General features: G+C 57.5%; 15 protein-coding genes. 12 read left to right on the top strand and 3 right to left on the bottom strand.

Translation table 11 applies throughout. The features are described 5' to 3' along the window. Positions 1 to 9 precede the first annotated feature (9 nt). Together CKV99_RS07805 and sepX are read left to right on the top strand one after the other, a co-directional pair. Positions 10 to 705 (top strand): GNAT family N-acetyltransferase, encoded by a 696-nt coding sequence (locus tag CKV99_RS07805; RefSeq protein WP_092258649.1) that lies wholly within the window; start codon positions 10 to 12, stop codon positions 703 to 705. A 109-nt stretch (positions 706 to 814) separates the two neighbouring features. Next, positions 815 to 1,969 carry a divisome protein SepX/GlpR gene (gene sepX / locus CKV99_RS07800; RefSeq protein ID WP_092258646.1) on the top strand — a complete coding sequence of 385 codons (1,155 nt, stop codon included), beginning with the start codon at positions 815 to 817 and terminating at the stop codon, positions 1,967 to 1,969. A gap of 49 nt (positions 1,970 to 2,018) precedes the next feature. On the opposite strand, the gene CKV99_RS07795 is transcribed toward sepX, so the two are convergent. Both CKV99_RS07795 and CKV99_RS07790 read right to left on the bottom strand, forming a co-directional pair. After that, positions 2,019 to 2,636 (bottom strand): DNA-3-methyladenine glycosylase I, encoded by a 618-nt coding sequence (locus CKV99_RS07795; protein ID WP_092258818.1) that lies wholly within the window; start codon positions 2,634 to 2,636, stop codon positions 2,019 to 2,021. A 44-nt stretch (positions 2,637 to 2,680) separates the two neighbouring features. After that, positions 2,681 to 3,214 carry a methylated-DNA--[protein]-cysteine S-methyltransferase gene (locus tag CKV99_RS07790; RefSeq protein ID WP_092258643.1) on the bottom strand — a complete coding sequence of 178 codons (534 nt, stop codon included), beginning with the start codon at positions 3,212 to 3,214 and terminating at the stop codon, positions 2,681 to 2,683. On the opposite strand from CKV99_RS07790, the gene CKV99_RS07785 reads away from it, so the two are divergent. After that, positions 3,213 to 3,620, top strand: coding sequence for a DoxX family protein (locus CKV99_RS07785; RefSeq protein ID WP_092258640.1), 408 nt, complete (start codon positions 3,213 to 3,215; stop codon positions 3,618 to 3,620). The genes CKV99_RS07790 and CKV99_RS07785 overlap by 2 nt on opposite strands. Then, complete coding sequence (locus CKV99_RS07780) at positions 3,613 to 4,308, top strand: zf-HC2 domain-containing protein (protein ID WP_092258637.1); 696 nt, start codon at positions 3,613 to 3,615, stop codon at positions 4,306 to 4,308. The genes CKV99_RS07785 and CKV99_RS07780 overlap by 8 nt, the downstream gene beginning before the upstream one ends. 26 nt (positions 4,309 to 4,334) lie before the next feature. Here CKV99_RS07780 and CKV99_RS07775 read toward each other — a convergent pair whose 3' ends face one another. After that, complete coding sequence (locus tag CKV99_RS07775; RefSeq protein ID WP_092258634.1) at positions 4,335 to 5,957, bottom strand: dolichyl-phosphate-mannose--protein mannosyltransferase; 1,623 nt, start codon at positions 5,955 to 5,957, stop codon at positions 4,335 to 4,337. A 34-nt stretch (positions 5,958 to 5,991) separates the two neighbouring features. Between CKV99_RS07775 and rsmI the strand changes: the two genes are divergently transcribed. The 8 genes from rsmI to CKV99_RS07740 all read left to right on the top strand — a co-directional run bounded on the left by rsmI (position 5,992) and on the right by CKV99_RS07740 (position 14,384). Next, positions 5,992 to 6,843 (top strand): 16S rRNA (cytidine(1402)-2'-O)-methyltransferase, encoded by an 852-nt coding sequence (rsmI, locus tag CKV99_RS07770; protein ID WP_092258631.1) that lies wholly within the window; start codon positions 5,992 to 5,994, stop codon positions 6,841 to 6,843. Positions 6,844 to 6,908: 65 nt separating this feature from the next. Beyond that, the gene (locus CKV99_RS14765) at positions 6,909 to 7,193 is read left to right on the top strand and encodes a BCCT family transporter (protein ID WP_231909979.1); all 285 of its coding nucleotides are present in this window, start codon (positions 6,909 to 6,911) and stop codon (positions 7,191 to 7,193) included. A gap of 59 nt (positions 7,194 to 7,252) precedes the next feature. Continuing rightward, a complete protein-coding gene (locus tag CKV99_RS14760) occupies positions 7,253 to 7,732 on the top strand; it encodes a BCCT family transporter (RefSeq protein ID WP_231909978.1) in 480 nt (159 codons plus the stop codon). 117 nt (positions 7,733 to 7,849) lie between these two features. After that, positions 7,850 to 9,691 (top strand): BCCT family transporter, encoded by a 1,842-nt coding sequence (locus CKV99_RS07760; RefSeq protein WP_092258628.1) that lies wholly within the window; start codon positions 7,850 to 7,852, stop codon positions 9,689 to 9,691. A 74-nt stretch (positions 9,692 to 9,765) separates the two neighbouring features. Beyond that, positions 9,766 to 11,619 carry a methionine--tRNA ligase gene (gene metG / locus CKV99_RS07755; protein WP_177178113.1) on the top strand — a complete coding sequence of 618 codons (1,854 nt, stop codon included), beginning with the start codon at positions 9,766 to 9,768 and terminating at the stop codon, positions 11,617 to 11,619. Continuing rightward, on the top strand, positions 11,620 to 12,798 hold the full coding sequence (locus CKV99_RS07750; RefSeq protein ID WP_092258625.1) for an MFS transporter: 1,179 nt from the start codon (positions 11,620 to 11,622) through the stop codon (positions 12,796 to 12,798). Positions 12,799 to 12,919: 121 nt separating this feature from the next. After that, entirely contained in the window at positions 12,920 to 13,681 is a 762-nt protein-coding gene (locus CKV99_RS07745) for a protein phosphatase 2C domain-containing protein (RefSeq protein ID WP_092258622.1), read from the top strand. 118 nt (positions 13,682 to 13,799) lie between these two features. Beyond that, positions 13,800 to 14,384, top strand: coding sequence for a hypothetical protein (locus CKV99_RS07740; RefSeq protein WP_092258618.1), 585 nt, complete (start codon positions 13,800 to 13,802; stop codon positions 14,382 to 14,384). Positions 14,385 to 14,419: the final 35 nt, after the last annotated feature.

Raw genomic sequence — 14,419 nt, 5'->3', positions numbered from 1 at the left:
TTAACTTTTATGTATGACTTTCTTGGTTTCGGGGCGCGCCGTGTTCGTTCTCCCTCTACGGGTTCGCGTCATGCCATCCACCCTGGGTGGCCGGAGGCGACCCGCACAGTTGTTCTTCCTAACGGTTGGCGGATTCGGCTGCGTCCCCTCTTGTCTTCGGATGGGCCGACGTGGAGCGAGCTGCGGATTCTCGACGAGCACTGGCTGCGTCCAGTGGAACCGACCGTGGCGGGCACGTGGAAGTCGGCGCATACCACCGCGGCATGGCGGATTAACTTCCGTAACTTGCGTGGGTGGGCGACGAAAGGCATTGTTGTCCCGCTGGTGATTGAGGTCAACGGCGAGTTTGCGGGCCAAGTCACCATCGGCAATATTCAGCACGGTTCGATCGGGGAGGCGTGGATCGGGTACTGGGTTGCCTCGCCGTTTATGGGACAGGGCGTGGCAACGGTTGCGTGTGCGCTTGGCACTGATTTGGGGTTTTCTAGGGTGGGGTTGCACCGTCTGACAGCGACTTTCTTGCCTCACAATCCGGCATCCGGGCGTGTGTTGGAGTTGGTGGGGTACCGGAGAGAAGGCTTTTTGAAAGGCAATTTGCATATCGACGGCCGCTGGCAGGACCACCACTTTGTGGCGCAGAATATTGATGATTATCCGGACTCTGCGCTCGCCCGGCTGCTCAGGGCGGGGCGTGTCCTGCCCTGATGCTGTGGACGATTCGCATTTTTACCGGCGTGGCTCGTGGTGAGAAGTTGCGCTGACGATAGCCTGAAGGCTTGAGTACTAATTATCCAGTGGGAAGGTGGCGCGATCAGTGTCCGGCAGTCTGATGATCGTCCTCATCGTCGTCGTGTGGTTGTTCGTTCTTGCACCTCTTGTGTTCGGCGGCACCAGTAAGCCAATCCGCCGGTCTGGCGAGGCATACGACGAAACCCGCGTTCTGCATCAAGGGGGCACGGAGCCGGTTCAGCCACGTCGGCGGCCGAAATTGACCCGCGCCGATGTGCGTTACGGTGACGATGACGCCCTCGACTTGGAGGTTGTCGAAGTAGATGCGGAGCCTGCGGGCTCGACCTTGTTGATAGATGACACGGATCTCGTCCGCGACCGGGAAATCTTTGCCACCCGCGCTGAAGACACGATCGAGGGAGAGCTTGTCGACGACCACCCTGAGGACACTTTCGACAGCGTTGTACCTGCAGGCGAAGAAGAAAGCGAATACTCCAGCGAGGATGCTGAGGATGCTGAGGATGCTGAGGATGCTGAGGGACTCATCCACGAGGAACTCACCTATGAAACGCATGAGTCGTACCTCACCCCGGAGGATCTGGGCTTTGAGTCTTCAGGCTCAACCGTTATCTCCATCCTGGACAGCACCCATGATGTCAACGAGGACTCCGCCGAGCTGACTGATCCGGACGATAAACTGACTGAGCCGGACGATGAGCTGACTGAAGAAGAACTCGCGTTCGCGGAATCTCGTCGCGGACGTGGCGGCTGGGATCCTGTCGCCGATAAGACTCATCGAGTGACCCGCTACCAGCGGCGCCAGCGGACATTCTTCGGGCTGTGCATAGCACTAGTCGTCGGCGGAATCTTCGCGTTGATCGCCGGTGGGTGGGCCTGGGCCGCACCTGCTGTGGTGGTTGGGATGATGGTGTGGTACCTGATTGCGCTGCGCACCCTAGTACGCCAGGAGCAGGAATTGCGCTTGCGTCGTGTACGACAGTTGCGGCGCGCCCGCCTTGGGGTGCGCTTCGCCGACAAAGAAGCACCAATTCCGGCGGAGCTGCGTCGCCCTGGTGCGATCATCGTAGAGCTGGACGATGAATCACCTGATTTTGATCACCTCCCAGTCACATCGGCCCAAGTATTTCACAGCGACGCTGACGACGCTGACGACGCTGACGACGCTGACACTGACGCTCCGGCGTCGGTGCCTGGGGCCGCGGAGCGTCGCGTGGGCTAAAAGAATTAGTCCACCACTGATCGAAAGTCAGCGCTCGCACGCGCCCTGGTTATGCCCACACTCCAGAAGAACCACGCCTCCATGAGCCCACGAGGTGTGTGTCGACGATGCCAATCGCTTCCATGAGCGCGAAGCAGGTAGTTGGGCCCACAAACTTAAACCCTTTTTCCTTTAGTGCCCGTGCCATCGCTACTGACTCGTCGGAGGTTGTCGGCACCTCATCTAGTGTTCGCGGCTGTGGAGTAGATTTCGGCTGGAATGACCAGATAAATTCTGCCAGTCCTCCGTCTACTTCTGGGTCGTCGCGTAGAGCGAGCGTGGCCCGAGCATTAGTGATTACGGCCTGGAGTTTGAGGCGATTACGGATCAAGCGATCGTCGTTAAGCGCATCCTCGATGCCGCCCATAGACGCAACACGATCGGGGTCAAAGCCATGAAAGTATTCCCGCAGCGCGTCCCTTTTGCGAAGGACTAACTGCCAGGACAGCCCAGCTTGGAAACCTTCCAGGCAGAGCCTTTCATACACACCCTGCTCGGTTCGAACCGGCATGCCCCATTCGGTGTCATAGTACGTGCGCAGCATGTCGCTCGCGGTGGCCCATCTGGGACGCGCTTTACCGTCAGTACCAATGATCAAACCAGTATCTGCGGAATTTACTGTGCTCATTTCTGTGTTCGATTCTGTGCTTATTGTGGTGTCTTCCATACCCTTTAGACTCCTGTTGTTGCCCCGTGGTTCCTTTCGTGCTCTAAAAGCCACACTTTCACAAGTTGTCCGCCTCTGTAGCGCCCCACTGTGCCATCGGCGCGCACGATGCGATGACACGGCAAAACCAAGGGCAACGGATTGGTTGCGCATGCGGTACCGGCGGCACGAATCGCAGAGGGAGAGCCTGCTGCCTGCGCAAGCCAGAAGTATGAACGCGTCGAGCCGGGAGGAATATCGGCCAGGGCCCATTGGGCGCGTCGGGTAAAGGAATCGTCGTCAAGCTCAAGCGGAAAATCCACGGGCAGAAACCTGCCTGAAAAGTAGGACTGAAGCCACACGATGGCTTTTTCAAGAATGTGATTGGTGCTGTCGCTGGGGGTGGGAGGGTGCTCTGAGGCAAAGGCGACACGGGCCAGACCACGTTCTGTGGCGCACAGCGAGAGTGGGCCGATGGGGGAGTCGAAGCGGTGCCAGAATTCCAAAATGGTGTCCTTGTGGGCAATGAAGCGATCGGTACGGGGTAGTCTAACAAGCATGAACAGGCCCGTGATTCGCGATATCACCCTCCTTCTAGTGCGCATTGTGCTGGGAGTGGTGTTTGTAGCACGCGGATATCAGCACTGGTTCGTCGACGGAATGGAGAAGGTGGCTGCGGATTTCACCCACCGTGGCATTCCACAACCCAAGCTTTCAGCATTCCTGGTGGGATCGGTTGAACTTATTTGTGGGGCGTTGCTTTTCATTGGGTTGCTAGCCACCTTCATGGCTGGGGTCCTGGCCTTGCTGGTGGCGGCCGCACTATATTTTGTGCACCTTGGTAATGGTTTCTTTGTGCATGACGGTGGTATCGAGTATCCCATGGTGTTGATTGTTTCGCTGGTGATGGTCGTCGTTTTCGGTGCCGGACGGATAAGCGTTGACGAGGTGCTTAACCGTGGTTGATCATGGCGAGATTCAGCAGGCACTTTCCGCGCGTATCGACGGAGAACCGACCGGGCTTGACGACGCTGTCGTGGATGCACACGTGGCTAACTGTGCGCAGTGCAAAGCGTACTGGGACAAGGCGCTGTCTTTGTCGCAAACATTAGCGTTCGTGGACGTTGATGGTGGGATGGCACCACCGAAAGATTTAACCGACTCAATTATGGCCGGAGTGGAACCGGAGTGGCGCCGGTTTGCCCGCCGCCGGCACATGGCGTTGCTATTAGGCAGGCTGGGGCTCGTCGCGTTAGGGCTGTGGACGCTGGTGTGGGCCTTGATCACCGTCGTCCAATCGGGCCCGTTTTTGGGAACGACAACGGCCAATGGTGTGCTTGACCCGGTGGCGGACCCGCATACTGGCGCGCTGTTGTTGCAGGCGGCGAGCGTTCAGTTTGGGTTCGCGTTGGCCCTGCTCCTGTGCGCGTGGCGTCCCTCACAGATCCCGGGGGTGACCATGATCGCCGGGTCTGTGTTCGCTTTTACCCTCGGTTTCGCTGTGCGTGATTACCTGATTTTAGGAGACGCCGATAATTGGGGTGATATGGGGGTTTTGTTTCTCAGTTGTGTGGTTTTGGTGTGGACATGGATAGCGGATCGTGGTGGTGAACTGCGCCGCATGTGGCGGACTCTGAATGCGCAGCCAGCTTAAGCGCTGTTTCAATGCCCACTGCTACTTTATTTCCAGCTCGGCAGCCACATCAGCTGCTGGTAGATGGATTCGGGAATCTGGTAGCCGTAAAGAATTGGTGAGAAGTACAAGAACAGGCCAATCACCAGAGCTAGGTAGATAATTACTGCAAGTTGACCCCACCTCAGTGGCATACCCGCGACCTGTTGGATGAACGGTTGGCGAATTTCTAAGCCACGAGTAGCGAGATATCCCAGCGCTATGGCGATCAGGACAATTGTGTACGGTACAAGGGCCGTGGCGTAGAAGAAGTACATCTGCCGATCGATTGCAATCAGCCATGGGATGAACCCTGCCGCGAACGCGACCAGTGGCAGTATTACCCGCAATTCGCGGCGTACTACCCACACCCAGAAGGCCCACAGAAGCACTGGCACGGTTAACCACCAGATCGCAGGGGTGCCAAACAAGTAGATCATCCGGCGGCAGGTGAACTGGCCACACTCGATGTCGGTGGAGGAGTAATAAAGGATGGGGCGGGCTGCGACCAGCCATGACCACGGCTTGGAATCCCACGGGTGGGAGTGGCCGCCCGACGAGGTCAGCTCCGAGTGAAACTCCAACACTGAGAAGTGGTAGTGGAACCAGCCTGCCCACGCGTCGGGAAGCGCGTGAAGAAACGAGTCCTCTTCGATGGTTCCATCGGTCGCAGCATGCCGGTACACGGAGGTTTCTGAGGCGAACCAGGAGCGCCACGACCAGATGTACAGCAGCGCGGGCACCAACACGATGGATCCAAGTGCCGCAGGCACATCGCGAATGAGCGTGCCGACGACAGGTCGGCCCGCACCATAGCGCTTGCGCAGATAGAGGTCCCAGAACACACTGAGTAGACCGAAAAACGCGATGTAGTAAAGGCCGGACCACTTCACCGCCAGTGCAAGCCCAAGGAGTACCCCTGTGGCAAACCTCCACCAACGAAAACCCACCCGTGGGCCGAATGGCCCGGCTGCAAGGAAGCGTCCGTCGTGGAAGGCTTCGTCGAAACGCGTGTGTACTTGGCGCATGTCGCCGGCAAGCGTCCAGGAGGCGGCGACCACGAAGACAACTTGGAAGATGTCGAGCATGCCGAATTTGGAGGCGACTAGCAGCACACCATCGAACGTGGCCAGAAGCCCGGCGAACAGGCCCACCTGCCACGATTGGGTGATCCTGCGGGCCAACAACATGGTGAAGACCACCACGGCGCAACCACACAGTGCCGTCATGAACCTCCAGCCTAGGGGTGTGTAGCCGAAGATCATTTCACCCAGTGCCAATAGTTGCTTGCCTAACGGGGGGTGAACAACCAGCCCGTAGCCGGGGTTGCTTTCGATGCCGCCAAGGACAGGGTTAAACCAGCTGCGCACCATGTCCCAGGCCTGGGGCACATAGTGCTTTTCGTCGAACACGGGTGTGCCGTTCGCAGTGGCAGACGTCAATCCGATAAAACGGGTGGCGAGTGCGAGCAGGGCCACGCATACCGTAGCAATCGTGTCAGACCGAGACCAGCAAACCGTGATCGGGGTGGGTGGATTAGGTGCAGCGATAGCCCCACGAGCCTGGGGGCGGGAGGACGAAGCACGGATAGTGGTACTCACGCGTTTGATACTAGCCGGTGGGCGCGACATCGCATGCACTTGCACGGTGTGGAAAGCTGGGCTTATGAACAATTTCGTTGAGCTTCCTGGCCACGGCATTGCGATTGCAGCAACACCATTGGGCAATATCGCTGATGCCTCTCCACGCTTGGTTGCAGCACTTCAGCGCGCCAGCGTGATAGCGGCAGAAGATACGCGCCGGGTGCGTAGTCTTGCTTCCGCGCTGGGTGCAGAGATAACTGGGCGTGTTATATCGAACTTTGACCACAATGAGGACAAACGTGTCGATGAGCTCATCACGGCTGCGCGTTCGTCGTTAGTCCTGGTGGTTTCAGATGCTGGGATGCCGGTGTTGTCAGATCCTGGCCACTGTCTGGTGTCGGCCGCTCACGATGCAGGCATTCCTGTGACTTGTTTTCCTGGGCCATCGGCGGTACCGACCGCGTTGGCTGTATCGGGTTTAAATGTGGGGCATTTCATTTTTGATGGTTTTGCTCCTCGGAAGCAAGGTGCTCGGCAGACGTGGTTGGAGTCGCTTATTGCTGAGAAGCGTGCGGTCTGCTTTTTCGAGTCGCCGCACCGGCTGGCGACCACGTTGGAGCATGCGGCAGAAATCTTAGGTGACCAGCGGCGTGCGGCCGTGTGCAGGGAGTTAACGAAGACATATGAGCAGGTCCGCCGGGGCACCTTGCCGGAGCTTGCACAGTGGTCGCAGGAGGGTGTGCGCGGGGAGATTACGGTGGTGATTGAAGGGGGAGACGGCACAGAGGCTGAACCGGCTGCCCTTGTGGCGTTAGTGCTCGCGCTCGAGGAGCGGGGGATGCGGCTTAAGGACGCGGCGAAAGAGATCGCTCATGCGCATGGGGTGAAGGTCAGTGAGCTTTACGACGAGGCCCTGGCGGCTCGCACCGAGTAGTACGACGTAGTACGACTTCGGGACATCTGCTTTTGGTTGCCCGAAATTTTTCCTACTCTTGCGATGTGACTTATAAACCAGAGAAATCTGTGGGGCAGCCCGTTCATTCTGGGCCGCAAGCGATTGGGCTTGTCGACGAAACCACCAACTGGTTACTCGTTGCCATCATTGGCTTGCTGACCATTTGCTTCCTCGCATCTGCCATGTCGGGCGTGGGGAAGGGCATCCAGTATCTGTCTAACTTCAATATGTTCATCGCCGCGATCTTGGCTATCTTCCTTCGTATTCGTTGTTGGGCCGACCCTGTCCATCGTGAACCTCATCCCGGGTTCCTTCGCTGCCTATTGTGACCAGTGGTCGCCATTTGTTGGCATGTTTCTGGCGCGTATTTCTCGCGGGTGTACGGTGCGTGAATTTTGCCTCGGTGTGCTCGTGGTTCTTTATCAGCCAGAACGGGCGTTCCGACGCCAACCCACTGCTGAGCGCTCTGTGGGGGCTACTTACCGCAACTGTGGCTTTGATCTTGCTGCTGCCAAGCGCGGACGCCTTGGGTAACCTGCAGAACGTCACCATTGTAGCCACCAGCCCCTTCATCTTGATCATGATTGGTTTGATGATATCCACGCTGCTGGATATGCGAAAGGACGTGATCTACCAGGATTATCAGGAGCAGCAGATCTTTGCGGCCCGCCTGGCACATGAGCGCCGTGCGATGCGCGATCACGAGCGCCGCCAGAAATTAGCGAAGCGCTACACCAAGCGGATGGCAAAGAAAGCCGAGAGTCAAGGCGGTACCACGAAGAAATTAGGTCACGTGCCCTTTCGCCACCCCCCACATTCACCGAAGAGTTATCTTTTCGTTATAGATGCGGGGCTTTCTTTGGTGTAAGCAGCACCAATGCTAGGTCACGAGGTGGTAACGTTGCTGGACTTGTGTGGGGCAAGGTGCTATTCCTCTGCGGTTTCGCTTTGAAACGGCTGGCGAAGTCGGCCACTGTGGTTACTCATGTCCACCAATGACTTTCCCACCGATAAGGGCACAGATCCCAACGAGGGACGTGTGTCCGAAACATTTCCCGGTAGCAAGTCTGACAAAGGCAACACTGACTATGAGACGGTCCGAGACCATCTTGAGTCAGAGTCTGCCACCAGTCAGCTCGCTGCGATGCTCGAAGATGGTCCAACTGCGGTCGCTGAACCGGAGGAAGCTATTGAGCACCTGTCCGACCGCAAGGATGCGCCCATCGACTGGGCCATCGTCGTCCCACTGGTCGCCATCGTCGCGGCTGTAGTGATTTGGGGTCTGACAGCCCAGGAGAGCTTCTCCAACTTTGCTAATACCTCTTTCTCGTTTGTGATGGAGAACTTTGGCTGGGCGTTCGTCCTCTTCGGCACCATCTTCGTCGTGTTCGTGCTGATCATCGCCATGTCCCGCTTCGGTTCGATCCGGCTTGGGGCGATCGACGAGGAACCCGAATTCCGCACGTCGTCATGGATTGCCATGATGTTTGCAGCCGGTATGGGCATCGGCTTGATGTTTTATGGCGCGTCTGAGCCACTAGCGTTCTACCGCGACGGAGTTCCCGGTCACAAGCCGAACGAGGTGGGCACCGCCATGGCGCAGTCCATGTTCCACTGGACACTCCACCCATGGGCGGTCTACGCCATCATCGGTCTTGCTATCGCATACTCGTCTTATCGTCTGGGACGCAAACAATTGCTCTCAAGCGCGTTCATCCCCCTGATCGGTCAGCGCCGCGCCGAAGGCTGGCTGGGCAAAGTCATCGACGGGCTCGCAGTCTTCGCCACCATCTTTGGTACCGCATGTTCCCTTGGCCTGGGTTCACTCCAGATCACCGCGGGCCTTCAGGCAGCAGGCTGGATCGAAGAGTCCTCTAACACCCTGATCATCGGCATCGTCTCCGTTCTTACTTTGGCCTTCCTCCTGTCTGCGATGTCAGGCGTGGGCAAAGGCATTCAATACCTGTCCAACTTCAATATGGTGATCGCAGCGCTGCTTGCTATCTTCGTGTTCGTGGTTGGCCCAACCGTGAACCTGCTCAACATGCTGCCAACGTCGCTCGGTTCCTACGTGGCCCTGTTTGCCGAAATGGCATCGCGTACCGCAGCATCCGCAGACGGGTCTGCAGGTGAGTGGCTAGGTGGCTGGACCATCTTCTACTGGGCATGGTGGATTTCCTGGTCACCATTCGTCGGCATGTTCTTAGCACGAATCTCCCGCGGTCGTTCAATCCGCGAGTTCTGTCTGGGTATCCTGCTGGTTCCGGCTGGCTTGTCCACAGTCTGGTTCGCCATCTTTGGTGGTACCGCAATTTGGATGGAGCAAGGTGGCCAGTCCATCTACGGTGATGGTACCTCTGAGGCGCAGCTGTTTAACCTGCTGTATAACCTGCCGCTGGGTGAGATTGTCGCCATCTTTGCGATCATCCTCTTGGGCACCTTCTTCGTCACGTCTGCTGACTCCGCATCAACCGTCATGGGCTCGATGACCCAAGACGGTGTTGCCAATGCGAAACCATGGTTGTCCGCACTGTGGGGCCTCGGCACCGCGCTCGTTGGCATGACCTTGCTCATTGCAGGTGGAGACGACGCCCTCAATGCCTTGCAATCCGTCACTATCGTGGCCGCTAGCCCATTTTTGGTGATCCTGATCCTGCTGATGTTTGCGATTGTCAAGGATTTGCGCAATGACGTGATCTACTTGGATCAACGTGAGCAGCAACAGTTCAACCGGAAGCTGGCTATTGAGCGACGCCTGCACCGTGAGAAGGCGTATCGAGAGCTGCAGAAGGAGCGTCGTCGTCAAGCGCTAAGCAAGCGCAAATAACGCTTAACGACGATCAACTGGCCGTAACCTGCCCAAGTAATGCCTCCACTCCACTCGGATTGGGGGCATAACTTATGCTAGAGACCATGACTGAAACCACCTCCTCGAATGTTCTCGTGTGCGTGGCATGGCCGTATGCCAACGGACCTCGCCACATTGGCCACGTCGCCGGCTTTGGTGTCCCCTCCGATGTGTTCGCCCGTTATCAGCGGATGCGGGGTAATAACGTGCTGATGGTCTCCGGCACGGATGAACACGGCACCCCACTGCTGGTTCAGGCCGATAAGGAAGGTGTCACCGTCAAGGAGCTGGCGGACAAGTACAACCGCCAGATCGTGGAGGACTTGGCTGGCCTTGGCCTGTCCTATGACCTGTTTACCCGCACGACTACCCGCAATCACTACGCGGTAGTCCAGGAGCTGTTCAAAGGCTTGTACGCCAATGGATATATGGTGAAAGAAACCACCCAAGGTGCTGTTTCCCCGACGACGGGGCGCACCTTGCCGGACCGCTATATCGAGGGAACCTGCCCGATCTGCAAGGCCGACGGCGCGCGTGGAGACCAGTGCGACAACTGTGGCAACCAGCTTGATCCGATCGATCTGATTAATCCCGTCTCGAAGATTGATGGTGAGACACCGAAGTTCATCGAGACTGAGCACTTTATGCTCGACCTGCCGGCGCTGCATGACGCGCTGAAGACTTGGCTGGAAGGCCGTGAAGACTGGCGCCCGAACGTACTGCAATTTTCCCTGAACCTTCTGGAGGATATGCGCCCGCGCGCCATGACCCGCGACATTGACTGGGGTATCCCCATCCCTGTGGAGGGCTGGGAAGACAACCCGTCGAAGAAGCTCTACGTGTGGTTCGATGCTGTAGTTGGCTATCTGTCTGCCTCCATCGAGTGGGCGACGCGCAGCGGAAACCCTGACGCGTGGAAGACGTTCTGGCAGGATCCCGCCACCGAGGGTTTCTACTTTATGGGCAAAGACAATATCACCTTCCACTCCCAGATTTGGCCTGCAGAGCTGTTGGGCTACGCCGGAAAGGGATCCAAGGGTGGTGAGCTGCACAAGTATGGTGAGCTGAACTTGCCCACGGAGGTTGTGTCTTCGGAGTTTCTCACCATGAGCGGTTCGAAGTTTTCCTCGTCGAAAGGTGTTGTCATTTACGTCAAGGACTTCCTGGCAGAATTCGGGCCGGACCCACTGCGCTACTTCATTGCGGTGGCGGGGCCGGAGAACAACGACACCGACTTCACCTGGGAAGAATTTGTTCGGCGTGTCAATAACGAGTTGGCGAACGGCTGGGGCAACCTGGTCAACCGCACCGTGTCCATGGCATACAAGAACTTCGGAGAGGTTCCGCAGCCTTCCACGCTTAACGACGACGACACCGCCATTCTGGAGCTGGCTGCTACGACGTTCGACGAGGCCGGCGCCGACTTGCAGCTAGCCAAGTTCAAAAACGCTATCTCGAAGGTGATGCATGTGGTAGGCGAGGCCAACGCCTATATCGCCGAGATGGAGCCTTGGAAGCTGGCGAAGGATGAGTCGCAGCGTGATCGCCTGGCAACCGTGTTGTGGACCGCGCTTCAGCTTGTCAGCGACTGCAACACCATGCTTACCCCATTTCTGCCCCACACCGCACAGGCCGTGCATGAAACACTCGGACGCGAAGGCGAATGGGCCGCATCTCCTAAGATCAAGGAGGTAGTCGACGAAGCAGTACACGATCTGGTGGGCGTGAACCTGCCGCAGAAGGGGCAGACCTACCCGGTGATCACCGGCGATTACACCCAGCAGCGAGCGGTATGGAAGCGCATCGACGTTGAGCCCGGAACCGTGTTGTCGAAGCCGAAGCCGTTGATTGCCAAGCTGGAACCTGAGTTGGGGCAGACCGGCCCACAGTGGGCACCGGTTAGCTAAATGCCTACTTTTGTGTTGTTCGCGGCGGTGCTGACTGCCGCGATCAACCTGCGCGCTGGGATCTCGTCGGTCGGTCCAGTTCTCGACGATGTCTTAGCCGATTACGGTGCGCCTGCATCGCTGGCCGGCATTATCACGGCCCTACCTGGTGCATTTTTCTGCATCATGGGCTTGGGGGCTGTTCCCCTCGCACGAAAAATCGGTGTGACCCAGACGATCCTGGCCGGTGCGATCTTAACAGCTGTCGGAACTGCCATTCGGCCATTTTCTCCAACCATCAGCCTCTTCATCGTCTGCACGGTAGGGGTAGTCGCTGGCATTGCGGTGGCCAATGTGCTGCTTCCCGCTTGGATCAAGATGTACGGTGGCCGCCACATCGTCGCACTGACGACGATCTACTCTGCCATCCTCGGATTATCCGGTGCCGTGGGGCCACTATCTGCTCTCATCACTCAACGGTGGCAGAGTTCACTTGCCCTGTGGGCGATCCCTGCGGTGCTCCAGGTTGTGGTGTGGGTGTTTGTAGGCTTGAACACCAAGGTAGACATACCGAATGCGGGGGCCGTGGCGTCGGAAAGCGAACTGTCAGGCAGCCTGTGGCGCAGTAAGACCGCGCTGGCTCTCTTGCTATTTTTCGGCCTTCAGTCCATGAACGGGTATGTGCAAATGGGCTGGCTGCCAGCACTCCTGCTTGACGCTGGTGTTGCCGACTCCGTGGCCGCTACAGCCTTGTCCATCGTTGGTTTCGTAGGTGTGCTCGGCGGGCTTCTGATGCCCACGGTGATTGCGCGCTCGCGCACCCTGACTCCATGGGTTATCGTCTTCGGCGGGCTCTCTGCCGGGGGATACCTCGCATTGCTTGTCGCCCCCACAGCAGCACCGCTTCTGTGGGCGAGCGTTCTTGGTGTTGGTGGTTGGTGCTTCCCGCTGGCTATCGCCTTGATCCCGGCGCGCACGCGCTCGCCGCTTATCACCGCGAAGCTATCTGGTTTTGTCCAGCCGTATGGCTATATCGTCGCTGCTGTCGTGCCGCTGCTGATCGGTGTTGCTTATGAAGCGTTTGGCTCTTTCCAGCCGATCTTGATGGTGTTGGTTGTCTTGGGTCTGCTGCTTGGCGTTGTGGGCATTGCGGCTTCGCGAAACGTCTATATCGACGATGAACTGGCTGCCCAAGCATAGGGCGGTTTGTTGCTGGCGGGCTGCGCTGGCTGGGCCGTTGTGGATATTGGTGCTGGACTAGCTGTAGTACCAGGTTCCCGGTAGATTTGAGTAACACATTAATCAGAGTTGGGAGGACGCAATGGGAGTGACTGAAGCGCTGCGTGTCCAAGGTGCTTCCGTTCCAGGTAGTGGAGAGCATCCGAACGAAGACGCGTGGGGAACTAGTGGTGACTCGGCGTGGGTGATCGATGGGGCGAGCCAGCCCGATCATCAACGTACCGATCCTACTGCGGTTGCCCGTTTTGTCGAAGACCTCAATCGTGCGTTGGCCGTCGACGAGCCCCTGGCCCTGCGGGACCGATTATCGCGTGCTATCCAGGCGATCGACTTTAGCCAATATCCGGCCGCCCCAGATGCGCCGAGTGCAACTATCGCGATGGCACGAGTACGAAACAATTTAGTCGAATGGCTCGTTTTAGGCGATAGTGGCATCGTGCTTTCCGACGACACAGTGCATCGAGATCTGCGATTGTCATCCGTGGGTCGTACGGAAAGGGAAAGCGTACGTCACCTTCGTCGTGGCGGTGCTACCATCCGGGAGCTGCGCCGAGCGCAAAATCAGCTTGCCTCGGTGGAGCGAGCCGCGAGAAACCGTCCTGGCGGGTTTTGGGTTGTTTCCGACGACCCGCGTGCTGTTGATCAGGCATTCGTCGGAACGCACCAACTGGGACCAGAACAAGCTGTACTTCTCGCGACTGATGGTTTTTTGGACGTGGTGAACCCCTTGCAACTGGCGTGGGGCAAAAACCGGTCACCCGAGGACTTAATACGGGTCGCACGGCATTCCTTCGATACGAACGAAAAGGTAGACGACGCAACTGTTGTCATAGTTGGGGGGTAAACGCGTGGACTTTACACTTCTTGGTGACGGCATTGACTGGTTCAGTCGCGCCGGAACGGTAGCGGGTGTGGGTTCATGGACTTGGTTTTTCTTTAGGAAGCGAAGCCGAAAGAGAACAGTGGTGAAATTTTTCGGCCATGAGAATCTGACTATCGCTATCCCAATGCGTTCTTTAGCGAATCGGAGGGCTGTCGATGAGGCTGACCTTAACGCAGCGAGTCGACTTCGAAGTTTCCTCGAGCACCTAGGGCTAACCGTCACACTTGACTTCGTCAATCCCGATGGCTCCATAGATTTGACTACTCCGGGTTTGATTGTGATTTGCGGCCCAAAGTCCAGCGATGATGTCGCTCACGCACTCGCGACAGATCCACGGTTCCAATTCGTGAAAAGAGAGTCACAGTGGGTCATTCACGACGCACTAGCGGACATGGAGTACGAGTCGCCGATGGATGTTGACGGAAGCGATGTAGATATTGCCTATATTGCTCGCGCGCGACGAAAAGCTGGCTCGCGACACAGTTTCATCTCGATCGCTGGAATTCATTCGGCGGGATCAGCAGTCGCGGTAGATTTTCTGAGTTCCGTCAAGAATCTGCGCGAACTCCTCAAGGGAAACTCAGTTGGGCCCTTTTCTTTGCTCGTGTCCGGTGATTTTTCGCGAGCGCCGTTTGTTGTACACGAGTCGTCTAGGCTGAGCTAGCCGGCTCATGTCTAAACCTCTTGCTAGCGTCGGGG

Source organism: Corynebacterium cystitidis (assembly GCF_900187295.1).
In the GTDB taxonomy this organism is placed as follows: Bacteria; Actinomycetota; Actinomycetes; order Mycobacteriales; family Mycobacteriaceae; genus Corynebacterium; species Corynebacterium cystitidis.
This window is presented reverse-complemented; position numbering and strand designations above follow the sequence as displayed.

Bases quoted from the DNA above. Each gene is read 5' to 3' on its own strand.
- CKV99_RS07745 (WP_092258622.1), top strand. From the start codon at position 12,920: ATGGGAGTGACTGAAGCGCTGCGTGTCCAAGGTGCTTCCGTTCCAGGT.
- CKV99_RS07760 (WP_092258628.1), top strand. From the start codon at position 7,850: ATGTCCACCAATGACTTTCCCACCGATAAGGGCACAGATCCCAACGAG.
- CKV99_RS07785 (WP_092258640.1), top strand. From the start codon at position 3,213: ATGAACAGGCCCGTGATTCGCGATATCACCCTCCTTCTAGTGCGCATT.
- CKV99_RS07790 (WP_092258643.1), bottom strand. From the start codon at position 3,214: ATGCTTGTTAGACTACCCCGTACCGATCGCTTCATTGCCCACAAGGAC.
- CKV99_RS07750 (WP_092258625.1), top strand. From the start codon at position 11,620: ATGCCTACTTTTGTGTTGTTCGCGGCGGTGCTGACTGCCGCGATCAAC.
- rsmI (WP_092258631.1), top strand. From the start codon at position 5,992: ATGAACAATTTCGTTGAGCTTCCTGGCCACGGCATTGCGATTGCAGCA.
- CKV99_RS07795 (WP_092258818.1), bottom strand. From the start codon at position 2,636: ATGAGCACAGTAAATTCCGCAGATACTGGTTTGATCATTGGTACTGAC.
- metG (WP_177178113.1), top strand. From the start codon at position 9,766: ATGCTAGAGACCATGACTGAAACCACCTCCTCGAATGTTCTCGTGTGC.
- CKV99_RS07805 (WP_092258649.1), top strand. From the start codon at position 10: ATGTATGACTTTCTTGGTTTCGGGGCGCGCCGTGTTCGTTCTCCCTCT.
- CKV99_RS07775 (WP_092258634.1), bottom strand. From the start codon at position 5,957: ATGTCGCGCCCACCGGCTAGTATCAAACGCGTGAGTACCACTATCCGT.